Annotated in this window: 11 protein-coding genes; 9 read left to right on the plus strand and 2 right to left on the minus strand. The window is 71.8% G+C overall.

The window, feature by feature from the left end; translation table 11 throughout:
- Positions 1-4 precede the first annotated feature (4 nt).
- The 5 genes from F5972_RS00260 to F5972_RS00280 are packed head-to-tail and all read left to right on the plus strand — an operon-like array spanning position 5 to position 5,240.
- Entirely contained in the window at positions 5-835 is an 831-nt protein-coding gene (locus F5972_RS00260) for a DUF5602 domain-containing protein (protein WP_150929910.1), read from the plus strand.
- A 3-nt stretch (positions 836-838) separates the two neighbouring features.
- Positions 839-1,816, plus strand: coding sequence for a thiamine pyrophosphate-dependent dehydrogenase E1 component subunit alpha (locus F5972_RS00265; RefSeq protein ID WP_225311048.1), 978 nt, complete (start codon positions 839-841; stop codon positions 1,814-1,816).
- On the plus strand, positions 1,813-2,043 hold the full coding sequence (locus tag F5972_RS00270) for an acyl carrier protein (protein ID WP_225311049.1): 231 nt from the start codon (positions 1,813-1,815) through the stop codon (positions 2,041-2,043). Before F5972_RS00265 ends, F5972_RS00270 begins: the two co-directional genes overlap by 4 nt.
- Positions 2,040-4,211 carry a 2-oxo acid dehydrogenase subunit E2 gene (locus F5972_RS00275; protein WP_150929912.1) on the plus strand — a complete coding sequence of 724 codons (2,172 nt, stop codon included), beginning with the start codon at positions 2,040-2,042 and terminating at the stop codon, positions 4,209-4,211. Before F5972_RS00270 ends, F5972_RS00275 begins: the two co-directional genes overlap by 4 nt.
- A gap of 18 nt (positions 4,212-4,229) precedes the next feature.
- The gene (locus F5972_RS00280) at positions 4,230-5,240 is read left to right on the plus strand and encodes a 3-oxoacyl-[acyl-carrier-protein] synthase III C-terminal domain-containing protein (RefSeq protein ID WP_150929914.1); all 1,011 of its coding nucleotides are present in this window, start codon (positions 4,230-4,232) and stop codon (positions 5,238-5,240) included.
- Between the two features lie 128 nt (positions 5,241-5,368).
- On the opposite strand, the gene F5972_RS00285 is transcribed toward F5972_RS00280, so the two are convergent.
- Positions 5,369-15,562: a non-ribosomal peptide synthetase gene (locus F5972_RS00285; RefSeq protein ID WP_191909864.1), complete on the minus strand. Its 10,194-nt coding sequence runs from the start codon at positions 15,560-15,562 to the stop codon at positions 5,369-5,371.
- Positions 15,559-17,454, minus strand: coding sequence for an AMP-binding protein (locus tag F5972_RS00290; RefSeq protein ID WP_150929918.1), 1,896 nt, complete (start codon positions 17,452-17,454; stop codon positions 15,559-15,561). Before F5972_RS00290 ends, F5972_RS00285 begins: the two co-directional genes overlap by 4 nt.
- Before the next feature lie 233 nt (positions 17,455-17,687).
- On the opposite strand from F5972_RS00290, the gene F5972_RS00295 reads away from it, so the two are divergent.
- Genes F5972_RS00295 through F5972_RS00310 form a run of 4 tightly spaced genes read left to right on the plus strand, consistent with a single transcriptional unit; the run spans position 17,688 to position 26,326 of the window.
- Positions 17,688-18,461, plus strand: coding sequence for a thioesterase II family protein (locus F5972_RS00295; RefSeq protein WP_150929920.1), 774 nt, complete (start codon positions 17,688-17,690; stop codon positions 18,459-18,461).
- Complete coding sequence (locus F5972_RS00300) at positions 18,458-21,580, plus strand: condensation domain-containing protein (RefSeq protein ID WP_150929922.1); 3,123 nt, start codon at positions 18,458-18,460, stop codon at positions 21,578-21,580. Before F5972_RS00295 ends, F5972_RS00300 begins: the two co-directional genes overlap by 4 nt.
- A 37-nt stretch (positions 21,581-21,617) precedes the next feature.
- Entirely contained in the window at positions 21,618-21,818 is a 201-nt protein-coding gene (locus F5972_RS00305; RefSeq protein WP_150929924.1) for an MbtH family protein, read from the plus strand.
- 35 nt (positions 21,819-21,853) lie between these two features.
- Complete coding sequence (locus F5972_RS00310; RefSeq protein WP_150929926.1) at positions 21,854-26,326, plus strand: non-ribosomal peptide synthetase family protein; 4,473 nt, start codon at positions 21,854-21,856, stop codon at positions 26,324-26,326.
- The last annotated feature ends 12 nt before the right edge of the window (positions 26,327-26,338 follow it).

The raw sequence follows: 26,338 nt of genomic DNA on the forward strand, positions 1-26,338 counted from the left end.
GCCGATGAACATCTCACCCCCCAGGACGCCGCGGCGGTACACCGTCGTGGTCGCGGCGCTCGGCGCCGCGGTATCCCTCACCAGCGGTTGCGCCCTGAACCTCGCCAACGCCAAGTGGTACACCACCACCTACTCGGGCGAGGCGCAGACCGTGGGCCACGGCACCGCGCGGCCGTACGTCATCATCGACCAGGACGGCAACCCCACGGAGGTGGGGGTGCGCCTGTCGGCGACGGCGCTGGACGGGCTGCCCACCGAGGACACCGTCCCGCCGACGGAGACCATCCTGGAGTTCCCCAAGCAGGCGAAGGCCACGGTCTTCAACCACGTGATGCTCAACTGGTACAGCCACGGGCGCAAGCCGGCCGAGATCTTCGGCGAGCCGCACTTCGCCTTCCACTTCTACACGCCCGACCACCACGCGGTCATGGAGATCGACCCCAAGGTCCACCCGGACCGCGCCGGGAAGGTGCCGGAGAAGAAGTACATCGCGCCCGACTACATCTCCGAGCCGGGCAACCCGGTGGAGATGACCAAGCCCCAGATGGGCCTCCACTGGATTGACACGACGCGGCACTTCGGGCCGGTCGGCAGCGCCGAGGAGTTCCGCGAGGTCTTCGTCTACGGCTCCCACGACGGCAGGCTCATCTTCCAGGAGCCGCTGGCGACGCGGAAGTGGCTGCTGACCAAGCCCACCTTCAAGTCGGACATCCGCCAGCCGCAGGAGTACCAGCGCACCGGCTACTACCCGACCTTCTACGGCATCAAGTACGACGCCGCCACCAACGACTACGTGATCTCGCTGGGCGGCATGCGGATGCGTAAGGCGACGTAGGTCGTGTCCGGCACCCTCGGCCCGTCGCGCGAGGCCCAAGGCCCCCGGGCCCGCGCGGCGGGCGCCGCCGTCCCCGGTTTGTCGGATGACGACGTGGCGCAACTGGTCCGCATCCGCCACTTCGAGCGCACGCTGCTGCGGATGTTCGAGGCCGGCGCGCTGAGCGGGACCACGCACACGTGCATCGGGCAGGAGTACGTGCCGGTGGCGCTGGCCCCGCTGCTCGACGGCGACTTCGTGGTCAGCAACCACCGCGGTCACGGCCACTACCTGGCCCACGTCGGCGACGCCGCCGGGCTGCTCGCCGAGATCATGGGCCGGGAGGGCGCGGTCTGCGCGGGCGTCGGCGGCAGCCAGCACCTCCACCGGCCCGGCTTCCTGTCCACCGGTGTGCAGGGCGAGGGCGTGGCGCTCGCGACGGGCGTCGCGTTGCGGCACCGGCGCGCCGGCACCGGCCGGATCGCCGCCGCCTACGTCGGCGACGGCACCTGGGGCGAGGGCGCGGTGTACGAGGCGCTCAACATGGCGGCGCTGTGGCGGCTGCCGGTGCTCGTCGTCGTGGAGGACAACGGGATCGCCCAGTCCACCCCCACGAGCGCGCACCTCGCCGGGACCATCGCCGGACGGGCCCGCGCCTTCGGCGTCGAGTACGCCGAGATCGCCACCAACGACATCCCGGCCATCCGCGCCGCCGCCGGGCCGGTGATCGCGCGGGTCCGCGACGGCGGCGGGCCGGCGGTCGTACGGTTCCTGACCCGGCGGCTCGGCCCGCACAGCAAGGGCGACGACACCCGCCCGGCCGAGGAGGTCGCGGCCCTGTGGGAGGACGACTGGCAGGCAGAGCTGGAGGCGCGCCTCGGTCCCCGCTTCCGGGAGATCGACCAGCGGGTCCGCGCCGAGGTGGACCGGATCGCCGCCGAGGTGGCGGCACGCCCGCCGTCGCGGTGGGCCGACGTGGCCGACGCGGGAGCCGTGCAGTGAACGAACTGATCACCCTGGTCGCGGGCATCCTCGACATGCCCGCCGAGACGGTCGACGAGAACACCGGCACGGCCACGGCCGCCGAGTGGAGCAGCCTGCGCCACGTGCAGATCATCGGCACCGTCGAACGGGCGTACGGCGTGCGGCTGAGCGCGCGCGAGGCCCGCGCGTGCCGTTCCGTGGGGGCGCTGCGGGACACCCTGCGGACGCGGGGAGTCGCGGTATGACGCCGCTCGCGCCCCGGCTCGCGGAGAGCCTGAACGGCGCGCTGCACCGGCTGTTCGCCGAACGCCCCGGCCTGCACCTCCTCGGCGAGGACGTCGCCGACCCCTACGGCGGCGCCTTCAAGGTCACCAGGGGTCTGTCGGACCGGCATCCCGGCCGCGTCCTCTCCACCCCGATCAGCGAGAACGGCCTCGCGGGCGTCGCGGCCGGTCTCGCCCTCGCCGGGGACGAGGTCGTGGCCGAGGTCATGTTCGGCGACTTCGCCGCGCTCGTCTTCGACCCGGTGCTCAACCTGATCTCGAAGTCGGTGACGATGTACGGCCGGCGGCTGCCCATGCCGGTCGTGCTCCGCTGCCCGGTCGGCGGCCGCCGCGGCTACGGGCCCACCCACAGCCAGAGCGTGCAGAAGCACTTCGTCGGCATGCCGAACCTGGCGTTGTACGAGCTCAGCCCGTTCCACGATCCGTACGGACTGCTCGCGCACGCCCTCGACCACGGGCCCGCGCTGCTCTTCGAGGACAAGGTGCTCTACACCCGGCGGGCGTACGCCGACGGGGTCGTGGACGAGCACTTCCGCTCCTCGCTCACCGGGGACGCGGCCGGCTGGGCGCACGTGACCCCCGTGGACGGCGCCGCTCCCGACGTCGTGCTGCTCTGCCCCGGCGGCGTCGCCCACCGGGCCCTCGCCGCCGCCCACCTCCTGCGGGAGCGGGGCGTCACCGCGCACCTCCTGGTGCCCGGGCGCCTGTATCCCCTGGACATCGAACCCGTCCTGCCGCTGCTGGAACGGCCCGCGCTGGTCGCCGTCGCCGAGGAGAGCACGGCGGGCGGCACCTGGGGCTCCGACATCGCGGCGCTGGTGTACGAGCGGCTGTGGCCGCGCCTGCGCGCCCCGGTGCTGCGGCTGTCGTCGGCCGACTCGATCATCCCGGCCGCCCGGCACCTGGAGGACCGGGTGCTGCTGGGCGAGCGGCACATCGCCGAGGCCGTCGCGGACCGCCTCGGCACGCTCGCGGCTCCGGCCGCCCGATCTGTCGCGGAGCCGGTCGCCGAGGTCGCCGCCGAATCTGTCTCAGTACCACTCGCCGTACCGCTCGTCGTGCCGAAGCTGAACAGCAACGACACGCACTATCTGGTGACCGGCTGGCTGGCCGAGGACGGAGCCAGGGTCGAGGCGGGCGCTCCCCTGGTCGAGCTGGAGACGTCCAAGGCGGTCGAAGAGATCGAGGCGCCGGCCGCGGGATATCTGCGGATCTCGGCGGGCGCCGGCACCGAGGTGGAGGTCGGCGCCGTCATCGCGGAACTCCACGAACTCGCGCCTCCATTGAACAGGGCGGCGGGGAGCGGGCCGGGAAGCGAGGCGCCTGCGACGATCGCGGCGTACGCGACGGCTGGTGGTGGTGACGAGCCACCCGCGGCGCCCGCCCAGGCCGCCCAGCCTGCCCAGGCTCGCCCGCCTGCCGAGCCGTCCCCGGCCGACCAGCGGACGTACGTGCTCGACCGGGTGCAGCGGGGCACCGCCGCCGTCGTAAGCCGGGCCCACAAGGAGGTGCCGGCGGCCTTCACCGCCGTCGAGGTGTGCGTCGACGCCCTCCTCGCCAGACTGCGCCTGCTGTCGGAGGAATCCGGTGCCGAGGTCGGCGTACCCGAGGCCGTGGTGAAGGCGGTCGCCGCCGTCCACGACCGCTTCGGCCATCTCTTCGGCAGTCTCGTGGACGACCGGACGGTCGCCCTCGCCGAGACGCCACACGTCGCGGTCACGATCGACGCGGGACGCGGCCTCTACACGCCGGTTATCCGGGACTGCGCGAGCCGATCCATCGCCGATATCGCCGACGACCTGATGGACTTCCGCATGAAAGCGTGGCGGGGAGGTGATTTCACCACATCCGAGCTCGATGGCGGTACGATCACGATCTCGATCAACACTGAGGCCGATGTGGTGTTCGTCCAACCGATCGTCATGTGGCCGCAGTTGTGCATGCTCTCCGTCGGCGGGCTACGTCGGCAGCTCGCGCTCCACGACGGAGTCCTCGCAACAACCACGGTCGTCGTCCTCGGCCTCGCCTATGACCACCGGGTCGTCAACGGCGCCGAAGCGGTGGCCTTCCTGCGAGCGGTCGCGGACAACCTCCGCGAGCCGGACCGGCTCGACCAGCTGGTCGCCTGACGGCGTGATGGAGGACTGATGACGTTCGGGCTGATCGCCTTCGCAGCGGAAGTGGGCGAGCCAGTGCCCGTCAAGGACGTGGTAGCCGACTACACCGAGGACGTCGCACGTGTGCTCGCGTACGGCTACGACTTCGTGCATCGCGCGGCTCCCGGGACGGGCCTGACCGATCTCGCCGTCGAAGCGGGCGGCCAGGCCCTCGCCGCGGCGGGCGTCGCCGCCCGCGACGTCGACCTCCTGGTGTTAGCGATCACAGACATCGCGGAGTACCTGTACTGGGACGCGGCGGCCGCGGTCGCCCACCGGCTCGGCCTCTCCTGGGCAGAGGCCGTACTCGTCGACCAGGGCTGCGCGGGCGGCGTCACCGCCTTCGACACCCTGGCCGGCCGGTTCGCCACCCACCTGTCGTACGACACGGCGCTGGTCATCGGCGCCAACCGCACCACCGAGGCGTACTGGAACCGCCTGGACACCCACTCGTTGCTGTTCTCCGATGGCGCGGCGGCGGCCGTGGCCAGCCGCAACGCCACCTCACTGCGCTGGCGCACCTCGTACGCCGAGACGGACGGCCGCTACGCCGACTTCTTCCGGATGGACGACGGCGGCGGGGCGAATCCCTTCGGACCCGGCACGCCGCCTCCCAAGGTCCGGGACGCCTGGCAGATCATGGAGCACTTCCAGTACGACTCCGATCGCATGGCCGCCTTCGCGGACGAGATCAACGACCGTACGGCCCGTGCCGTCCACCGCGCCTGCAAGCAGGCGGGCATCACCGAGGACGAGCTCGCGTGGCTCCTCCTGCTCAACGACAATCCTCGTGTCATCGCCGCCCAGGCCGATCTGATCGGTGTGCCGACGTCCCGTACGAACATCCGCGGCGCACGGCAGCACGGGCACTTCGGCGCCGCGGACCACCTGTTCGAGCTGGGCAACCTGCACGCCTCGGGAGAGCTGGGCCTCGGCGACTACGTGGCGCTGGCCACGAACGGCCGCGGAATGCACTGGGCGTGCACCATCCTGTGGTCCTGACGTACGCCCCGGCCTGATCGCCCGCTTCCCCGACTCCTCCCGGCCCGTCGTGAAGCTCGCGCGTCCATGGTTTCGGTGCCGGCCGCCCGGCGGGACCTCGTCGTCGCTCACCGTGCTCACCCGGTCTTTCAGTCGCTCGGGGCGCCGCTCGTCGCCCCGGTACGGCCGAGTGTGCGGCGCAGCCTGGGGATGGCCGCCGGCCGCACCGGCCCGCTCGCCGTCGCGGGCAGGGACTCCGCCAGTCCGGCGATGGTGGGGTGCTCGAAGACCACCCGCAGCGGGAGCGACGCTCCGGTGAGGGCGTTGAGCCGGCTGACCAGCCGCGTGGCCAGCAGTGAGTGCCCGCCGAGGCTGAAGAAGTCGTCGTGGATGTTCGTGACCGGCCGGCCCAGCAATCCGGCGAACAGCTCGGCCACCAGGTGCTGCGCCTCAGTGCTGGGAGGCTCTGCCTCGCCGGTGGTGGGCACCGAGGTCGGCTCAGGTAGCGCCTTCCGATCGATCTTCCCGTTGGGCGTACGCGGCAGGGCGTCCATCACCACGATGCGAGCGGGGACCAGATGCTGCGGCAGACACCCCCGCAGATGCCGGAGAAGGATCTGCTCCTCCTCACCCTCTTCGGTGGGGGTGGTGGTGGCGGCGATGTGGGCGATCAGGTGGTCGCGGTGGACGGTGACGACGGCCTCGGACACGGCGGGGTGCTGCAGCAGAGCGTGCTCTACCTCGCCCGGCTCGATCCGGAACCCCCGGAGCTTCACCTGGTGATCCACCCGGCCGTGGTAGTCCAGGAAGAACTCCACCTCGCCATCAGCGGTGCTGCGCGGGCGCCAACGGGCCAGATCCCCCGTCCGATACAACCGCCCACCCTCACCGTCGGGGAGGGGGAGGTAGCGTTCGGCGGTCAGGGCCGGCCGGTGATGGTAGCCCCGGGTGACGCCCTGGCCGGACAGATACACCTCGCCGATCGCGCCCAGCGGCACCGGCCGTAGTTCGCTGTCCAGCAGGTGCACCCGCGACCCGGGCAGGGCGCGGCCCAGCGGCGTCCGCTCGTTTTTGGGGTCGGTGACGGCGTGGGTGGAGTACGTGGTGTCCTCGGTCGGGCCGTACAGGTTGTTGACCGCCTCCACCGCCGGGTCCCGGTACAACCCCCGCACCAACTCCACCGGCAACGGCTCCCCCGCCAAGTTGATCGTCGCCGCCCGTGACGGGATCGCCCCCGCCGCCAGCAACTCCGCCGCCGCCGACGGCACCGTGTTCACCAACGTCACATGACCGAACCCCGCCCGATCCTCGATCAGATCCAGCGCATTCCCCGCCGCCAACGTGACCGCAGCCCCCACCGACAACGGCGCGAAAATCTCAAACACCGACAAGTCGAAACACACACTCGTCGACGCCAACGTCTCCGCCAGCACACCCGGCCCGAACACGCGGCCGGCCCAGGCGAGCATCGCCACCGTCTGCCGATGCTCGATCACCACACCCTTCGGCCGCCCCGTCGACCCCGACGTATAAATCACATACGCCGCATCCGAAGGACGCACCCCCACACCCAACCGGCGCTGGAACCCATCCCCAGCCGAGCCGAGCACCGCGCGAACGTCGACAACCTCTACCCCGGCCGAACCGGCCAGGGGGTTGTGGTCGGGGGTGGTCACCAGCACCGCGGCGTTGCTGTCATCCAGCAGGTAGGCCACCCGCTCGGGCGGATACCCCGGATCGATCGGCACATACGCCGCACCGGTCTTCAACACCGCCAGCAACGCCACGATCAAATCACTGGACCGCGGCAGGCACACCCCCACCAACACCCCAGCCCGCGCACCCAACCCCACCAGATGACAGGCCAACCGCTCAGCCCGCTCATCCAACTCCCGATACCGCACCACCCCGTCAACCGCACGAACCGCCACCGCATCCGGACACCGATCCACCACCGCTTCGATCAGACCGTGGACACACCCGTCATCACCAGCAAGCGGACCACCGTCACCCAACGCACCGAGGACGGCCTTCTCCCCCGCCGTACGGACATCGAGATCCGCAACCCGCACCTGCGGGCCGGCGGCCAGCGCCTCGACCACCACCGCCAACCGCTCCGCCAGCAGACACGCCGACCGCACATCGAACAGATCGGTGTTGAAGGTCAGGAACCCGCCCAACCCCTCCACCGACTGCTCCAGATGCACCGACAACTCGAACTGGCTGGCACGGGGATGCACCGGCACCGGGTCGACCGCGAGCCCGGGGAGCTCGTACTGCGGCGGCGTGCCGTTGATCGACAGCATGACCTGGAAGAGGGGGCTGCGGCTGAGGTCGCGTTCCCGTACGCACTCATTGATCAGCCGCTCGAAGCCGATGTGCTGGTGCTGCTGGACGGCGAGCGCGGAGTCGTGCGTGGCGCTGAGCACGTCACGGAGGGTCGTCTCCGGCGTCGGACGCATACGCAGGGGCAGGGTCGTCACGAGCATGCCGATGACATCCGTGGTTTCGGGCCGGGTGCGCCCTGAGGCGGCGAACCCGATGGTGACGTCGTCCTGGCCGCTGAGCTTGGCCAGGAGCACACCCAGCGCCGTCGCCACCACGGAGAACGTACTCGCCCCGGTCGCCCGGGTCACGGCGGCCACGGCCTCGGCGGGCAGGGACAGTGGAACGGCGTCCCCACGGTGCGTCTGGTACGGCGGGCGCGGCTTGTCGGTGGGCAGATCGAGCGTCCGCGCGCCGGCGAGGTGCTCGCGCCAGAACTCCACGTCCTCGTCGGTGACGGGCTGCTCCCACAGTGCGACGTCCGCGAACTGCACGGGCGCGGGTGAAGGAGCCTGGTCTCCCGCCGGGTCTTCGGCCAGCCTGGCGTAGTGGCCGGTGATCTCACGGAGCAGCAGGTCGAGCGACCAGCCGTCGCAGATGAGATGGTGCAGGCTCAGGAGCAGTACGTGCTCCTCCTCCGACACCCTGACCAGGACCGCACGCATGAGCGGCCCGGCGGCGATGTCGAGCGGACGGGAGGCCACCTCGTCGAGCACCGCGGCCCAGTCGGACACGGTCACTTCCTCCAGCTCGGCGACCGGTTCGGCGGACACCACCTGTACGAGTTCCTCGTTCTCCTCACGGAGGGTGGTGCGCAGGCTTTCATGACGCCGGGCGGTGTGAGCGAGGGCGGTGTGCAGCACGTCACGGTCGAGCGGCCCACGCACGGTCGCAGCGCCGGTGATGTGGTACGCCAGATTGGTGTCCGGGTGCAGATGACACAAGAACCACAAACGCTGCTGATTCGCCGTCGCCGGATGCACATGCTCACCAGCCGGATGACGCCCCACCGGAATCGCCGCCACCTCACCGGCACCCAGACCTGGCAGCTGCTCGGCCAGCTCGGCGACGGTCGGGTGATCGAACACCAGTCGAAGCGGCACCACCACACCCAGCGCCTCCGACAACCGATGCACCAACCGCGTCGCGAGCAGCGAATGCCCGCCCAAGCTGAAGAAGTCGTCATGGATGCTCGTGACCGGCCGGCCCAGCAATCCGGTGAACAACCCGGCCACCAGACGCTGCGCCTCAGTGCTGGGAGGCTCCACCTCACCGGCACCGGCACTCGTGAGAGACGGCGCGGGCAACGCCTTCCGATCGATCTTCCCGTTCGGCGTACGCGGCAGCGCGTCCATCACCACGACACGAGCAGGCACCAGATGCTGCGGCAGACACCCCCGCAGATACCGGAGAAGGATCTGCTCACAATCCTCGTCACTCAGAGCGAGGTCACCATGATCCGCCACAACGACAAGACGGCCACCATGCCCCCGGTCACGCCGGTCACCGTGCCCGTCGTGCGCGCCGGCGTGCTCACCATGCTCGCCGTGGGCTCGCTGGTCGCCCTGGGCGTAGCGGCCCTGGCCGGGCTGGTCGAGAGGGTGCCGGCCGACATCCTCCGGGTGGGTGTGGTCATGCCGGCCGACGTCGCCGTGGTGATTGGGGGTGGTTGTGGTGGCGATGTGGGCGATCAGGTGGTCGGCGTGGACGGTGACGACGGCCTCGGACACGGCGGGGTGCTGGAGCAGGACGTGTTCCACCTCGCCCGGCTCGATCCGGAACCCCCGCAGCTTCACCTGGTGATCCACCCGGCCGTGATAGTCCAGGAAGAACTCCACCTCGCCATCAGCGGTGCTGCGCGGGCGCCAACGGGCCAGGTCTCCCGTCCGATACAACCGCCCACCCTCACCGGCGGGGAGGGCATGGGCATCGCCGTCGTTGTCACCGTGGCTGTCGGTCAGGGCGCGGGCGTCCCCGCCGTGGTCGTCGCCGTGGTCGTCGTGGTTGCCGGGGAGGGGGAGGTAGCGTTCGGCTGTCAGCCCTGGCCGGTGGTGGTAGCCCCGGGTGACTCCCTGACCGGACAGATACACCTCACCGATCGCGCCCAGCGGCACCGGCCGCAGTTCGCTGTCCAGCAGGTGCACCCGCGACCCGGGCAGGGCGCGGCCCAGCGGCGTCCGCTCATCACCCGGATGGGTGATCGCGTGGGTGGAGTACGTGGTGTCCTCGGTCGGGCCGTACAGGTTGTTGACCACCCCTACCGCCGGGTCCCGGTACAACCCGCGCACCAACTCCACCGGCAACGGCTCCCCCGCCAGATTGATCGTCGCCGCCCGTGGCGGGATCGCCCCCGCCGCCAGCAACTCCGCCGCCGCCGACGGCACCGTGTTCACCAACGTCACATGACCGAACCCCGCCCGATCCTCGATCAGATCCAGCGCATTCCCCGCCGCCAACGTGACAGTCGCCCCCACCGACAACGGCGCGAAAATCTCAAACACCGACAAGTCGAAACACACACTCGTCGACGCCAACGTCTCCGCCAGCACCCCCGGCCCGAACACGCTGCCGGCCCAGGTCAGCATCGCCACCGTCTGCCGATGCTCGATCACCACACCCTTCGGCCGCCCCGTCGACCCCGACGTATAAATCACATACGCCGCATCCGAAGGACGCAGGCCCACACCCAAACGACCAGGGCCAGGAGCAGACGATCCCACCGAAGCCTCGGCGGCGAGCGGGCCAAGTACCGCGCGAACGTTGACGACCTCTACCCCGGCCGAACCGGCCAGGGGGTTGTGGTCGGGGGTGGTCACCAACACGGCCGCGTTGCTGTCATCCAGCAGGTAGGCCACCCGCTCGCGCGGATACCCCGGATCGATCGGCACATACGCCGCACCGGTCTTCAACACCGCCAGCAACGCCACGATCAAATCACTGGACCGCGGCAAGCACACCCCCACCAACACCCCAGCCCGCGCACCCAACCCCACCAGATGACAGGCCAACCGCTCAGCCCGCTCATCCAACTCCCGATACCGCACCACCCCGTCAACCGCACGAACCGCCACCGCATCCGGACACCGATCCACCACCGCTTCGATCAGACCGTGGACACACCCGTCATCACCAGCAAGCGGACCACCGTCACCCAACGCACCGAGGACGGCCTTCTCCCCCGCCGTACGGACATCGAGATCCGCAACCCGCACCTGCGGGCCGGCGGCCAGCGCCTCGACCACCACCGCCAACCGCTCCGCCAGCAGACACGCCGACCGCACATCGAACAGATCGGTGTTGAAGGTCAGGAACCCGCCCAACCCCTCCACCGACTGCTCCAGATGCACCGACAACTCGAACTGCGTACCGGCGGGCGCCATGTCGACCCGGGTGAAGCGCAGGCCGGGAAGTTCCAGCGACCGCTGGGGCGAGCTGTCCAGGGCGAGCATGACCTGGAAGAACGGGCTGCGGCTGAAATCACGTTCCGGCCGCACATGCTGGACGATCCGCTCGAACGGGGTGTCGCCGTGAAGCTGGACCTCCAGAAGGTTCGCGTGGGTCGCGCGCAACGCCTCCGCGAGCGTCATGCCGGGGCGGATCACGGAGCGCAGGGGAAGGGTGTTCGCCAGGAAACCGATCATGTCGGCGGTGCCTGGGTGCGTACGACCGGAGGACGGGATGCCGATGGTGACGTCGTCCTGACCGGTGAGTCTGGCGAGCAGCAGCGTCAACGCGGTCGTGATCACCGTGAAGGTCGTCGTACCGCTTTCCCGTGCGAGGCGCTCGACGGTCCGCGCGGGCAGAGCGAGCGGAACGGCGTCCCCACGATGCGTCTCGTACGGCGGGCGCGGCTTGTCGGTGGGCAGGTCGAGCGTCTGCGCGCCGGCGAGATATCCACGCCAGAAATCGAGTTCGGAGTCATCGGCCGGAGTGTCGAGCTTCCACTGGGCGTAGTCGCCGTGCTGAAGAGGGGCGTCCTGCGGCAACGGGTCGCCCGCACAGGCGGCCTCATAGTGCGCGGCGAGCTCGCGGAACAGCACCGTGAGGGACCAGCCGTCCGCGATGACATGGTGGAGCGACAGCAGCAGCACGTGTTCGTCGTCCGAGACACGCACCACCCGCGCGCGGAACAACGGACCCTGTTCGAGGTCGACCGTCGATGTCCGCCACTGCTGCAAGGTTCCCGCCAGGTCCGGTGCGACGGTGAGCGGCGGCTCCCAATCCCACTCGTCGTGTACGACCTGTAGGAGTTCCCCCTCCGTCATCCGCAGGGTGGTGCGCAGGCTTTCATGACGCCGGGCGGTGTGGGCGAGGGCGGTGTGCAGTCTGTCGCGGTCGAGCGGCCCACGCACGGTCGCAGCGCCGGTGATGTGGTACGCCAGATTGGTGTCCGGGTGCAGATGACACAAGAACCACAAACGCTGCTGATTCGCCGTCGCCGGATGCACATGCTCACCAGCCGGATGACGCCCCACCGGAATCGCCGCCACCCCACCCACCGCACCGGCCGCAACTCCCGGCAACTGCTCGGCCAGCTCGGCGACGGTCGGATGATCGAAGACCAGCCGAAGCGGCACCACCACACCCAGCGCCTCCGACAACCGATGCACCAACCGCGTCGCCAGCAGCGAATGCCCGCCCAAGCTGAAGAAGTCGTCATGGATGCTCGTGACCGGCCGGCCCAGCAATCCGGCGAACAACCCGGCCACCAGACGCTGCGCCTCAGTGCTGGGAGGCTCCACCTCACCGGCACCGGCACTCGCGAGAGACGGCGCGGGCAACGCCTTCCGATCGATCTTCCCGTTCGGCGTACGCGGCAGCGCGTCCATCACCACGACACGAGCAGGCACCAGATGCTGCGGCAGACACCCCCGCAGATACCGAAGAAGGATCTGCTCACAATCCTCGTCACTCAGAGCGAGGTCACCATGATCCGCCACAACGACAAGACGGCCACCATGCCCCCGGTCACGCCGGTCACCGTGCACGTCGTGCGCGCCGGCGTACTCGCCGTGGGCTCGCTGGTCGCTCTGCCCGACGTCGTCGTGGTCGCCCTGGTGAGCATGGCCAGGAGTGTGTTTGGTCGCGACGTGGGCGATCAGATGGTCGCGGTGGACGGTGACGACGGCCTCGGACACGGCGGGGTGCTGGAGCAGGACGTGTTCCACCTCGCCCGGCTCGATCCGGAACCCCCGGAGCTTCACCTGGTGATCCACCCGGCCGTGGTAATCCAGGAAGAACTCCACCCCACCGTCAGCCGAGCTGCGCGGGCGCCAACGGGCCAGGTCTCCCGTCCGATACAACCGCCCACCCCCGCCCTGGTCACCGCCGCTGTCACCGTGGCTGCCGGTGAGGGCGTCGCCGTGAGCGTGGTTGTCGGGGAGGGGGAGGTAGCGTTCGGCGGTCAGGGCCGGCCGGTGGTGGTAGCCCCGGGTGACGCCCTGGCCGGACAGGTACACCTCGCCGATCGCGCCGAGCGGCACCGGCCGTAGTTCGCTGTCCAGCAGGTGCACCCGCGACCCGGGCAGGGCGCGGCCCAGCGGCGTCCGCTCATCACCAGGATGGGTGATCGCGTGGGTGGAGTACGTGGTGTCCTCGGTCGGGCCGTACAGGTTGTTGACCGTCCCTACCGCCGGGTCCCGGTACAACCCCCGCACCAACTCCACCGGCAACGGCTCCCCCGCCAGATTGATCGTCGCCGCCCGTGGCGGGATCGCCCCGGCCGCCAGCAACTCCGCCGCCGCCGACGGCACCGTGTTCACCAACGTCACATGACCGAACCCCGCCCGATCCTCGATCAGATCCAGCGCATTCCCCGCCGCCAACGTGACAGTCGCCCCCACCGACAACGGCGCGAAAATCTCAAACACCGACAAGTCGAAACACACACTCGTCGACGCCAACGTCTCCGCCAGCACCCCCGGCCCGAACACGCGGCCGGCCCAGGTCAGCATCGCCACCGTCTGCCGATGCTCGATCACCACACCCTTCGGCCGCCCCGTCGACCCCGACGTATAAATCACATACGCCGCATCCGACGACCGCACTTCCACACCCAACCGGCCGACACGACCGGCATCGGGGCTCCCCCCGATCGGCCCGAGCAGAGCGCCGATGTCGACCACCTGCACTCCCGGCGAACTGGCCAGGGGGCTGTGGTCGGGGGTGGTCACCAACACGGCCGCGTTGCTGTCATCCAGCAGGTAGGCCACCCGCTCGGGCGGATACCCCGGATCGATCGGCACATACGCCGCACCGGTCTTCAACACCGCCAGCAACGCCACGATCAAATCACTGGACCGCGGCAGGCACACCCCCACCAACACCCCAGCCCGCGCACCCAACCCCACCAGATGACAGGCCAACCGCTCAGCCCGCTCATCCAACTCCCGATACCGCACCACCCCGTCAACCGCACGAACCGCCACCGCATCCGGACACCGATCCACCACCGCTTCGATCAGACCGTGGACACACCCGTCATCACCAGCAAGCGGACCACCGTCACCCAACGCACCGAGGGCCGTCTTCTCGGCCTCGCCCAGCACATCGAGTTCCGTCAGAGGCCCGTCCAGGCCTTCGGTCAGCGCACGCAGCGCCACGCCGAAGCGGCCGGCGAGCAGCCGGACGGTCTCGGCGTCGAACAGGTCGGCGTCGTAGCCGAGGAACCCGGTGACGCGGTCGCCCGTCTGCCACAGGTACATCTCGACGTCGTACTGGATAGCAGCGGGCGCCATCGTCAGCGGCCGGACGGGCCGCCCGTCCAGGTGGAACTCGGGCAAGCCGTCCTGGAGGACGCACATCGCCCGGAACAGCCGGTCGCCGCCGGTCCGCGCCTCCGCCGCGACCGTCTCCAGGGGGACATGCGCGTGCGCGTACGCGCCGAGGCAGGTGTCGCGTACGGCCATCAGGAGATCGCGGCCGGTCGCGGCGCCGGTGCTGTCGGTGCGCAGCGCGAGCATGTTGACCAGCGGGGCGATGGCTCCCGGCGCGCGGTGCCGTTCGCCGGCCGCGATCGGCGCCCCGATCGTCACGTCGGGCTCCCCGGTCGTCCTCGCCAGCGTCAGATGCAGGGCGGCGAGCAGCACCATGAACGGGGTGACCCGCTCGCGCTCGGCGACTTCCAGAGCGTGCCGTACGGCGGACGTGTCCAGCGACACCGGGACGGCGCCCGAGCGGAAGCGCGGCCGGACGGGCCGCGGCATGTCGGCCGGGAGGTCGAGCGGAGGCGCGTCGCACAGCCGCTCGCGCCAGTAGGCGAGGTCCGCCTCGGTGACGGGCGTGCCCGCGGCGGGCGGAGTGGCCGCGCCGGGCAGGGCTCCGCCGGAGTAGAGGGTGGTCAGCTCGGCGAGGAAGACGCCCAGTGACCAGCCGTCGCAGATGAGGTGGTGGGCCACGACCTGCAGGAGCGTCTCATCGGGACCGAGCGACCATACGGCCACCCGCCACAGTGGACCGGTGGCCGGGTCCATGGGCCTCGCGGCGAAGTCCCCGGCCCTGGCCATCGCCGCCTCCCGCCGCTCGTCCTCTGGCAGGTGTGCGAGGTCGGTGAGGTCGGCGAACTCAGGCTCCGGCCCCGCGTACGGCACAGCGGACGGCACAGCGGACGGCACGGTGACCGAATCGACGGCTGCATCGACGGCGCGATCCACGGCGGAATCCACGGCGGGGTTCACGGCATGATCCCGGGCGGACCCCGCGACGGACCCTGCGACGGGGTCGAGGACGCACCTCGGCGGCTCCTCGCGCGGGAACCGGGCGCGCAGCAGCGGGTGGCGCTCCGCCATCCGGACGAGCGCCGACCGCAGGCGGTCGCGGTCCACCGGCCCGGCCACGGACGCCACGAACGACAGGATGTTCACCGCGGTGCCCGGGTGAAGCTCCTCGAAGAGCAGCAGCCCCGTCTGCGCGGGGCTGACGGTCAGTTCCTCGGCATCGGCGACGGCGGCAGCGGCGGACGCGGAGGCCCGGTCACGCCAGCGCCGGACCAGGTCGCGTCCTACGGCGTGCTCGCTCACCGCGACCCACCGGCCTCGGTGGTCAGCGCCGCGATCCGGGCCGCGACCTGGGCGCCGGAGACGCCGCGCTCGCTCCAGTCGGCCATGAGCCGGGCCGTGACCTCGCGGGGCGACTGGGCCGACAGCACGACCTCGATCGGCACGGGCAGCGCGAGCGCGTCCTCCAGGATCGCCGCGATCTCGGCGACGCGGACGGAGTCGCCGCCGATGCTGCTCAGGCTCTGCGTCGGCGCGCACTCTCCCACGTCGCACACCGCCGCGAACACACCGGCGAGGAACCGCTCCACGGGCGCCGCGCGGTCGCCGATGACCTCTCCCCTGAGCTCGCCGGCCACATACCGGGTGCGGGCCAGTGAGCGCTGGACCTTGCCGCTGGTCGTACGCGGAATGGCGCCGGGCGGGCACACCACGACGATGTCCACCCGGGCGCCGGTGGCGGCCAGCACCCTGGTCCTGAGCTCGGCGGCGATCGAGGCCCGGTCGACGTCCGCGCCGGCCCTGGCGAGTTCGACGGCCAGCACGATCTGTTCGCCCTCGGCGCGCTCCACCATGAACGCCGCCGCCGTCGGCCGCAACGCGGGGTGCCCGTCGACCGCGGCCGACTCCAGGTCGTGGGCGTGGAAGTTCACCCCACTCTGGATGAGCACGTCCTTGGACCGGCCGGTGACGAACAGGTGGCCGTCGCGGAGGTAGCCCAGGTCGCCGGTGCGCAGGTAGCGCTCGCCGTCGAGTTCGCCGAACGACCGGTCGTCGGAGTCGTTCCAGTAGCCGCGGCAGACGCTCGGCCCCCGGACCCAGATCTCGCCGTTCTCGCCCTCCGCCGCCGGGGTTCCGTCGTCCACGACCACCACCGAGTGCCCGTCGACGGCCGGGCCGCAGTCGACCCGTCCGTCCTCGGCGACGCCGTCCGCGGGCGAGAAGTGCCGCCCGGTGACGATCAGGGTGGCCTCGGCCAGGCCGTAGCAGGGCAGGAACGCCTCGGGCCGGAACCCGTTGCCGGCGAAACGCTCGGCGAAGGCCCGCAGCGTGCCCGGCCGGATCGGCTCCGCGCCGTTGAAGGCCAGCCTCCACTGGCTCAGGTCCAGCCCGGACAGGTCAGCGCCGCGGGCGCGGCGCACGCACAGGTCGTAGGCGAAATTCGGCCCGCCGGTGTGCGTGACACCCATTTCCGAGATCTGCCGCAACCAGTCGAGCGGTTGCCGGAGAAAATGCACGGGCGACATCAGCCGGACCGGAAATCCGCCGTACCCGGGCGTCAGAATGCACCCGATCAGACCCATGTCGTGGTACGGCGGAAGCCATGAGATAACCCGGATGTCCCGATCGACGCGAAATACGTCGCTGATCGCCCGGATATTCGCGATGAGATTGGCGTGGTCGAGCACGACGCCCTTCGGCTGCCCGGTGCTGCCGGAGGTGTACTGCACCAGCGCCACGTCGTGCATCCGCGGCAGGGTCTCCGGCTCCACCGGCTCGCCCGCCTCGGAGATCACCGGTGGCAGCGGCACGTCGCCCACGGGGATGAGCGCCAGGATCGCCGGGTCGGCCAGCAGCGACGTCGCGCCGGAGTCGGCGAGGATCCGGGCGAAGCGCTGCGCGATCCGGTCGGCCGCGCCCATCAGCGGCGGATACGTCGGCACCGCGGGCACCCCGGCCAGGAAGCAGGCCCAGACGGCGGCCACGAGGTCGAGGCCGGGCGGGTACAGCAGCAGCGCCGGCCCTTCCTTGGGCAGCCGGGCGGCCAGGCCGCAGGCCCGCCGCCACAGCTCACCGTAGGTGATCACGTCGATGCGGCCGTCCTCGTGCAGGTACTCGTACGCCACCTGGCCGGGGCGTGCCGCGGCGTGGTCGGCCAGGACGTGGGCGAGCGTGCGATCGGCCGGAGTGGGCATCGCTGGGGCTCCTTCGCGTGGTGACTGCGGCGGGCGGAGCCCGGCACGGCATTACCGACGAGGCTGTGATCAGAATGTAAGAAGGCCCGCTCTCGCCCGGTTCTCAGGCGTCTACCGGCGTTCTCTCAGTTTCCGAACGAATTCTTGACGGACCCCACGGCAAAGCTGTGCCATGAATTCGCGAATTACCCGCGGCGGGATCCGATATTTCCACGGAGGTGTGCATGGCCCGCATGAGATCATGCTGGTTGGCCTCGTTCGCCGATGTGCCGGATCCGGCGTGCGAACTCGTGTGCTTCCCGTACGCCGGCGGCAGCGGGTCGGTGTTCCGGGGGTGGCAGCGCCACACCCGGAGCCTGCGCGTCACCGCCGCATGCCTGCCGGGCCGGGAGGTGCGCCTCAGCGAACCGGCGATCCCGGACATCGACCGGCTGACCACCGCCCTGCTCACCGCCGTCACCCCGCTCACCGGGCGGCGTTACGCGTTCTTCGGCCACAGCATGGGCGCGCTGGTGGCCTTCGAGCTGACCCGGCGGATCCGCGACGCCGGCCTGCCGCTGCCCGCCGGGCTGTTCGTCGCGGGCCTGGAGGCGCCCCACCTGGTGCGGTTCGACCCCGCGCACGACCTGCCGCGCGACGAGCTCGTGGCGTGGCTCCACCAGGGCCAGGGCCTCGACGCCGAGGTGCTCGCCTATCCGGAGCTGATCGACCTGATGCTGCCGACGATCCGCGCCGACCTGGCGGTGGTCGAGAACTACCGCTTCCGGCCGCTCCCGCCGCTGCCGGTGCCGGTCCACGTCCTGCACGGCCGCGACGACGACGTGGACGTCGCCGCGAGCGGGGCGTGGGCGGAACTGACGTCCGAGGAGTGCCGCGTGACGACGTTCGACGGCGGCCACTTCTTCGTCCGGGAGCACGAGGGCCGGATCGTCCGCCTCATCGAGGACGCCCTGACCACGACGACGCCTGCCAGGGAAACCGGGGACATCGGGGGAATCGAACGATGACGAGCTCGTCCTACGTCGGCGCGGTCGGCAGCGGCCCCGAACGCGACTACGGCAACATGATCATCCTGCCCGCCGCACCGTCCCAGCGGCAGCTGTGGTTCCTGTGCCAGTGGGACCCCGCCGCCAACGCCGCGTACAACGTCACCAGCGCGGTGCGGCTCACCGGCCGGCTCGACCCCGTGCTGCTCCAGCGGGCGCTGAACCAGGTGGTCGCCCGGCACGAGAGCCTCCGCGCGGGGGTCGGGGTGGTCGACGGCGACCCCAGTCAGGTCGTCGCGGTGGAGACGCTGGTGACGCTGCCCACGGTCGACTGCTCGCACCTCGATCCGGAGGCCGCCGAGGAGTACGTGCAGCGCGCGGCCGAGGAGCAGGCGAGCCTGCCGTTCGTGCTGGACGAACCGCCGCTGCTGCGGGTGCTCCTGGTGCGGGAGGCCGCCGACCGGCACACCCTGATCGTGGTCATCCACCACATCTGCTGCGACGGCTGGTCGATCGAGGTCTTCTACCGCGACCTGGCGGAGAGCTACCGCCGCCTGCTCGACGGTGAGGGCCCGCTTCCCGATCTGCCCATCCAGTACGCCGACTACGTCGCCTGGCGGGAGGACTCCCTCGCCGGCGAGCCGCTGCGCGACCTGGTCGCGCACTGGTGCGGAACGCTGGCGGGGGTCCAGCCGCTCCCCCTGCCCGTCGACCACCCCCGCCAGGCGCAGCGCCGCATGGCCGCGGGCCGGCTGGAGGAGAACCTGCCCGCCGGCGAGGCGGCGGCCCTCGACACCCTCGGCAGAGGCTGCGAGGCGACCCCGTTCATGGTCCTGCTCGCCGCGTTCGCGGTGACCCTCGCCCGCGTCACGGGACAGCCGGACGTCGCGGTCGGCACCCCGGTGGCCGGACGGCACCACCCCGACGCCGAGGACGTCGTCGGGTTCTTCGCCAACCCGCTCGTGCTGCGCACCCGGCTGCCGGAGGGCGCCGGGTTCGCCGACGCCGTGCGCGCCGTACGCGACACCTGCGTGGAGGCCTTCTCCCACCAGGAGATGCCGTTCGACCGGCTGGTGGAGGAGCTGCGCCTGCCGCGGGTGGTCGACCGCAACCCGGTGTTCGACGTGATGTTCTCCATGCAGAACACGCCCGGCGTCCTCGCGCGGCTGCCCGAGCTGACCATGATCCCGGTCGACCTCGCCGTCACGTCGGCGAAGTTCGACCTGTGGCTGACGGTCCTGCCGGACGGCGACGGCCTGCGGCTGCAGCTCGACTACGACCGCGACCTGTACGACCCGGGCACGGCACGGCTGCTGCTGGACGTCTACCGCGCGGTGCTGGCCGAGATCCGCCGCGACCCCGGCGTACGCTGGGGCGCGCTGCCGCGCGCGGACGCCGGGGAGCGCGCGCTCGCCGAGCGCCGGTCGCGCGAGGAGACTCCCGTGCTGCCGGACGGCACCCTCCTCGACCTGATCGCCGACCGACCTTTCACGGTCCACGCCGCCGACGCCGAGATGAGCCACGCCGACCTGCGTACGGCCGCCGCCGGCCTCGCGGCCCGGCTGCGGGCCGAGGGCGTCGGGCCGGGCGTCGTCGTCGCGACCCCGCCGCTGCCGTCGGCGGCGCTCGTCGTCGCGGCGCTGGCCGTCTTCGAGACCGGCGCGGTCCTCACGTACGGCTCGCGCCACCCGCGTGACGGCGCGTTCGTCACGTTCACGGCGGACGACTGGCTGGTCACCACCGGCCCCCGCTTCGACCCGGTGCCCTCCGGCTCGGCGCGGGCCGAATCTCCCGCCTGGCAGGTGAACGACGGCGATCGCGACGGCGACCCGATCGTGTTCTCCCACCGCGCGCTGGCCGCCGCGGCGACGGCGGTGGCCGCGAGGCTGGGGCTCGGCCCGGACGACGAGGTCGTCCTCGTCTCCGACGGCGGGCCGGCGCATCTGGCCGATCTGCTCGCACCGCTGGCCGCCGGCGCCCGCCTGGTCCTCACCGACACACCGGCGAGCGGGACCGTGGTCGTCGCCGCGCCGCAGGTCTGGCGCCGGCTGCTGACCGAGGGCTACGCTCCACCGCCGGACGCCCGGCTGGTCTGCGTGGGCCCGTTCGTCGCCGACGACCTGGCCGAGGCGCTCGGCCGCACCGGGAGCCCAGGGAACACGGTCTTCGTCGGTAGGCGGACGCCGCTGTCGGCGGCTCCGGTGAGCCTCTCCCGCCTGGGAGAGGCATCCGGCCCGCCGCTCGCCGGGACCGTCCGGCGGTTGCTGGACGAGACGGGCGAGCCGGTGCCCCCGGGCGTCGTCGGCGAGCTGTGGCTGTCCGGGCCGGCTCTGGCGGACGGCGCCGTGGTGGACGGCGCGGCCACGCGGGTGGCGACCGGTGAGCGCTACCGGTGCACCCCCTCGGGTGAGCTGCGCTTCGCGGGCTACGCCGACGGCCGCCTGACCCTTGGCGACCACGTCGTACGGCCGGACCGGATCGAACGGCGGCTGACCGAGGTCGAAGGGGTGCGCGAGGCGGCCGTCGTGCCCGGCGACACCGGGGCCGGGCCGCGACTCGTCGGCTGGCTGGTGCCCGTGGACGCGCAGGCGGCCGGCACGCCCCGGACGCGCGAGGCCCTGGTGGCCACCGTGCGGGAGGCCCTGGCCGGCGCGCGCGACCGGGTCCGTACGGGATCGGAGGAGCCCGGGACACCCGCCGCGTTCGGCGTCCTGCGCGAGCTGCCCCGGCTGCCGGACGGCGGGGTCGACCGGGCGGCGCTCACCGCGATGTGCGCCGACGCGCTGCGGGAGGGCATCGACGAGACCCCGCCGCGCAACCGCCTGGAGCGCACGATCATCTCCATCTTCCGGGACGTGCTGCCGGTGCCGGAGTTCGGCGTCCACGCCGACTTCTTCGCCCTGGGCGGGCACTCCGTGCTCGCCGCCAAGGTCATCGGCCGTGTGCGGGACCAGCTCGGCGTGCTCGTCCCGGTGCGCGACTTCTTCCGCAGGGCGACCGTGGCCGGCCTCGCCGAGGCCGTCGCGGCGCTGGAGGAGGAACGCGCCCGCGCCTCCGCCGACGCCTCGTCCGCCGCGTTGGGCGAGCTCGCCGGACTGTCGGACGCCGACATCGACCAGTTGCTCCGCCGGCTCGGATGAGCCGGGCCTTCCCCATCCCCCCCCTTAGGAGATCCCCATGGGCATCGATGACCCCGAGACCGTCTTCCAGGTCGTCGTGAACGACGAGGAGCAGTACTCCATCTGGTTCGCCGACCGGCCCGTGCCGCCCGGCTGGGCCGGCGTCGGCGTCACGGGCCGCAAGCAGGAGTGCCTGGACCACATCGAGAAGGTCTGGATCGACATGCGCCCCCGGTCGCTGCGCGAGCACGCCGCCTGAACCCCGAATCTCATCCACCGACAGGAGTACGACACATGAGCCAGCGGCCGGAATTGGAGTCGATGACCCCGGAGGAGAAGCGTGCGCTGCTCGCCAAGCTCCTGGACGGATCGGTCGAGACGACACCCAGCACCCTTCTCCTCGAGCAGCGCCGCCTGTGGCTGCTGCACCAACTGGACTCCGCCAAACCCTGGCAGGTCAGCGCCGCGGTGCGGCTGTCCGGCCCGATCGACGCGGCGGCGATGCAGCAGGCGCTCGTCGCCGTGGTGCAGCGGCACGAGGTGCTGCGGGCCACCTTCCGCGAGGTCAACGGCCAGGCCATCGCCACCACCGCGGCGGCGGTGACGCTGCGGCTGCCCGTCCACGACATCGACCCCGCCGACCTCGACGGCGAACTCGCGCGCGTCGCGGCGGCCGAGACCGCGGCCCGTTTCGACCTCGGCAGGGGGCCGCTGGTCCGCGCGTCGCTGCTGCGCGCCGCCCCGGACGACCACGTCTTCCTGCTCACCGCGCACCAGATGGTCGCCGACCGGCGCTCGGTCCGGCTGATCGTCGACGAGGTGCTGTCGCGCTACACGGCCCTGTCCGGCGGCGCCGAGGCCCTGAAAACCGACACGCCCACCGGCACGCCCGCCGACTTCCGTTCCCTGGTGGACGCCCAGCGTGCCTGGAGCGAGAGCGACGACGCGGGCGAGGCCGTCGACTACTGGCGCGGCGGGCTGGCCGCGCTCAGCCCGCTGGAGCTGCCGACCGACCGGCCGCGCCCGCCGCTGAAGACCATCCACGGCGACGCGGTCACGGTTCCGGTGCCCGCCTCCCTGGCCGACGCGCTGACCGCCTGGCGCGAGGACCCGGGACCGACGCTGCTGGCCGCGTACGCCGCCGTGCTCTCGCGTTACTCGCAGCAGCACGACCTCGCGATCGGCGTCCCGGCGGCGGGATCGTGGACCGCCTCCGACGGCACCGCACAGGACAGCACGGTCGGCCCGCTGGAGAACATCGTGCCGCTGCGCGTCGAACTGCGCACCGGCGACGGCCTCGGCGCGCTGACCGGGCGCGTCACCGCCGCCCGCGCGCAGGCCCTGGCGCACGCGCGGCTCCCGTTCGACCGGATCGTGGACGCGGCGCAGCCCCAGCGCGACCTGAGCCGCACGCCGCTGTTCCAGACCACCTTCGCCTTCGAGGAGGACGCCGAGGACCGCGCGCTGCCCGGCGCGGTGGCGCGGCCCCTCGACCTGCCGGTGACCTGGACCCCGCACGACATCGACCTGTTCGCGGTGCGGCGCGGCGACGGCCTGCACCTGCGCGCGCAGTACAACACCGACCTGTTCGACCGGGGCACGGTCGAGCGGTTCCTCGGCCACGTCCTGGTGGTGCTGACCGAGGGACTGTCCCGCCCCGACCACCCGCTCGCCGACATCCCGCTGCTCACCCCGGAGGAGCACGAGCGGATCGTGACCGGGTGGAACGACACGCGGACCGGCCGCGACCGGTCGCTCACCCTGCACGCGCTCGTCGAGCGGGCGGCCCAGGCCCACCCGGAGCGTACGGCGGTCACCGGCGGCGGCGTCGAGATCAGCTACGCGTCCCTCGACGGCCGCGCGGACGCGCTCGCCGCCGAGCTGGTCGCGCGGGGCGCCGGTCCCGAGTCGCGGGTGGGCGTCGTGGTCGACCGGTCGCCGCACAGCGTGGTGGCCCTGCTCGGCGTGCTCAAGGCCGGGGCGGCGTACGTGCCACTCGACCCGTCCTACCCGGCCGACCGGCTGACGTTCATCGCCGACGACGCCGGGATCGGCCTGCTCGTCGGACGCGCGGAGGCCCTGGCCGCCCTGCCCGTGACGCTGGCCGGGCGGGCCCGGGTCAGCGTTCCCATCACCGACCCCGAGCAGGCCGCGGGCCGTACGGTCGTCGCGGCGGGTCCCGCCAACCTGGCCTACGTCATCTACACCTCCGGGTCGACCGGCCGGCCCAAGGGCGTCGCGGTCGAGCACCGGCAGATCGCGCACGCCACCGAGGCGCGTACGGCCTGCGAGGGGCCGGGCCTGCCCGAGCGCTACCTGGTGCTCGCGCCGCTCACCTTCGACGCGGCCGGCGGCGGCCTCTACTGGACGCTCACCCGCGGCGGCACGGTCGTGCTGCCGACCGAGACGGAGGTGCTCGACCCCCGCCTGCTGGGCCGGCTCATCCGAAACCGCCAGGTCACCCACGTCGACGGCGTGCCCTCGCAGTACGCCCTGCTGCTGGAGACCGACCCGGAGCCGCGCCCGTCGGTCCGCGCGACCGTCGTCGCGGGCGAGGCGCTGCCGCCGAGCCTGGTCGCCGAGCACTTCCGCCACTCGCCGGACGCCGCGCTGTTCAACGAGTACGGCCCGACGGAGGCCACGGTGTGGGCCTCGGTGCACCCGGTGTCGCCGGCGGACGCCGACGCGCCGCGCGTCCCGATCGGCCGCCCGATCCCGGACGGGCGGATCCACCTGCTCGACCGGCGGCTCCACCCGGTGCCCCCGGGGGTGCCGGGCGAGCTGTACATCGGCGGCGAGGGCACGGCCCGCGGCTACGTCAACCGCCCCGCGATGACCGCGGAGCGCTTCCTGCCCGACCCGTTCACGCCGGGGGGCCGGCTCTACCGGACCGGCGACCTGGCCCGCTACCGGCCCGACGGCACCATCGAGTTCCTCGGCCGGGCCGACACCCAGGTCAAGATCCGCGGGTTCCGGGTCGAGCCGGCCGAGGTCGAGAACGTGGTGCTCCGCCACCCCCTCGTCTCCGAGGCCGTGGTCACCGTACGCGAGGACCAGCCCGGCATGCCGCGCCTCGTCGCGTACGTGGTCCCGGTGAGCGGCCGCATCCTGACCCAGGAGACGCTGGTCAACCACGTGCTCGGGCAGGTGCCCGACTACATGGTGCCGAGCGCCTTCGTCACGCTGGAGCGGATGCCGCTGACCCGGCACGGCAAGATCGACCTCGCCGCGCTGCCCACGCCGCAGGAGGTGGCCGCGGGCGACTTCGTCGAGCCGCGCACCACGCTGGAGGCGGAGATCGCCGAGACGTTCGCCTCGGTGCTCGGCCTGCCGCGGCTCAGCGTCACGGCCGACTTCTTCTCCCTCGGCGGCAACTCGCTGCTGGTGGCCCGGCTCGCCGCGCAGCTGTCGCGGCAGCACACGATCGAGCTGCCGATCGACGACATCTTCCGCGTGCCGACCGTCGAGGGCATCGCCAGGGTCGTCGAGCTCCAGCAGCGCGAGCGCAGCGCCCAGGACAACGCCGCCCTCTATCTGCAGCAGCTCGCCGACCTGCAGGCCGACGTCACGCTCGACCCCGCCGTACGGCCCGACGGCCTGCCGCGCGCCCGGTGGTTCGAGCCGGAGCACGTGCTGGTCACCGGCGCCACCGGCTACCTCGGCGCCTTCGTCGCGATCGAGCTGATCGAGCGCACCGACGCGATCGTGCACTGCCTGGTGCGCGGCCAGAGCCGGGACGAGGCGTGGGACCGCCTGGAGGAGGTGCTGCGCAAGTACCGGGCGTGGGACGAGTCGTACCGGTCGAGGCTGCGGGTGGTGACCGGCGACCTCGCCAAGCCGGCCCTCGGCCTGTCGAAGGAGGCGTACGACGAGCTGGCCGGGTCGCTGGACTCGATCTACCACAGCGGCGCGATCGTCAACTTCACCTACCCCTACGAGGCGATGAAGGCCGCGAACGTCCTCGGCACCGAGGAGCTGCTGCGGCTGGCGACGACCGACCGGCTCAAGGCGTTCCACCTGATCTCCAGCGTGGACGTCTTCATGGGCACGGGCGCGGAGCGCCCCTTCACCGAGCAGGACCTCACCGACCGGCCCACCAAGATCCCGACCGGCTACCCCCGTACGAAGTGGGTCTCCGAGCGGATCGTCACCCTCGCCCGCGACCGCGGCGTCCCGGTCACCGTGCAGCGGCCGTGGATGATCACCGGTCACACCCAGACCGGCGCCTCCCACGAGACCGACTACCTGTACGTCTACCTCAAGGGCTTCCTGGACCTCGGCGTGCTGCCGCTCTACAACGACGTGATCAACGCGGTGCCCGTCGACTACACGGCCAAGGCGATCGTCTACACCTCCCTGCAGGAGAAGAACCTCGGCCGGAACTTCAACATCACCAACCGGGAACCGACCACGATGCAGCAGTGCTACGAGTGGCTGCGGTCGTTCGGCTACGCCCTCAACGTCGTCGAGGAGGAGGAGGCCAGGCGGCAGGCCCTCGCGGTCGACGAGGACCACATCCTCTACCCGCTGACCCCGATCCTGCGTGTGGCGTCCATGCGGCACGCCGCCCTCGACCCCGATTTGCAGCAGCGGGTCGACCCTATGGACGAGTGCCGGGTGCTGACCGCGGCCCTGGACGGGTCCGGCATCGAATGCCCGCCGGTCAACGAGGAGTGGGCCCACTCCTGCTTCCGCTTCCTCGTGGAGAACGGCTACCTCCCGGCTCCCGACGAGGTGGCCGCACGGGCCGCGGCGGCCGCGGCGTAGCGGGCGTGAGGC

The sequence above is a fragment of the Microbispora cellulosiformans genome, assembly GCF_008728085.1.
GTDB lineage: Bacteria > Actinomycetota > Actinomycetes > Streptosporangiales > Streptosporangiaceae > Microbispora > Microbispora amethystogenes.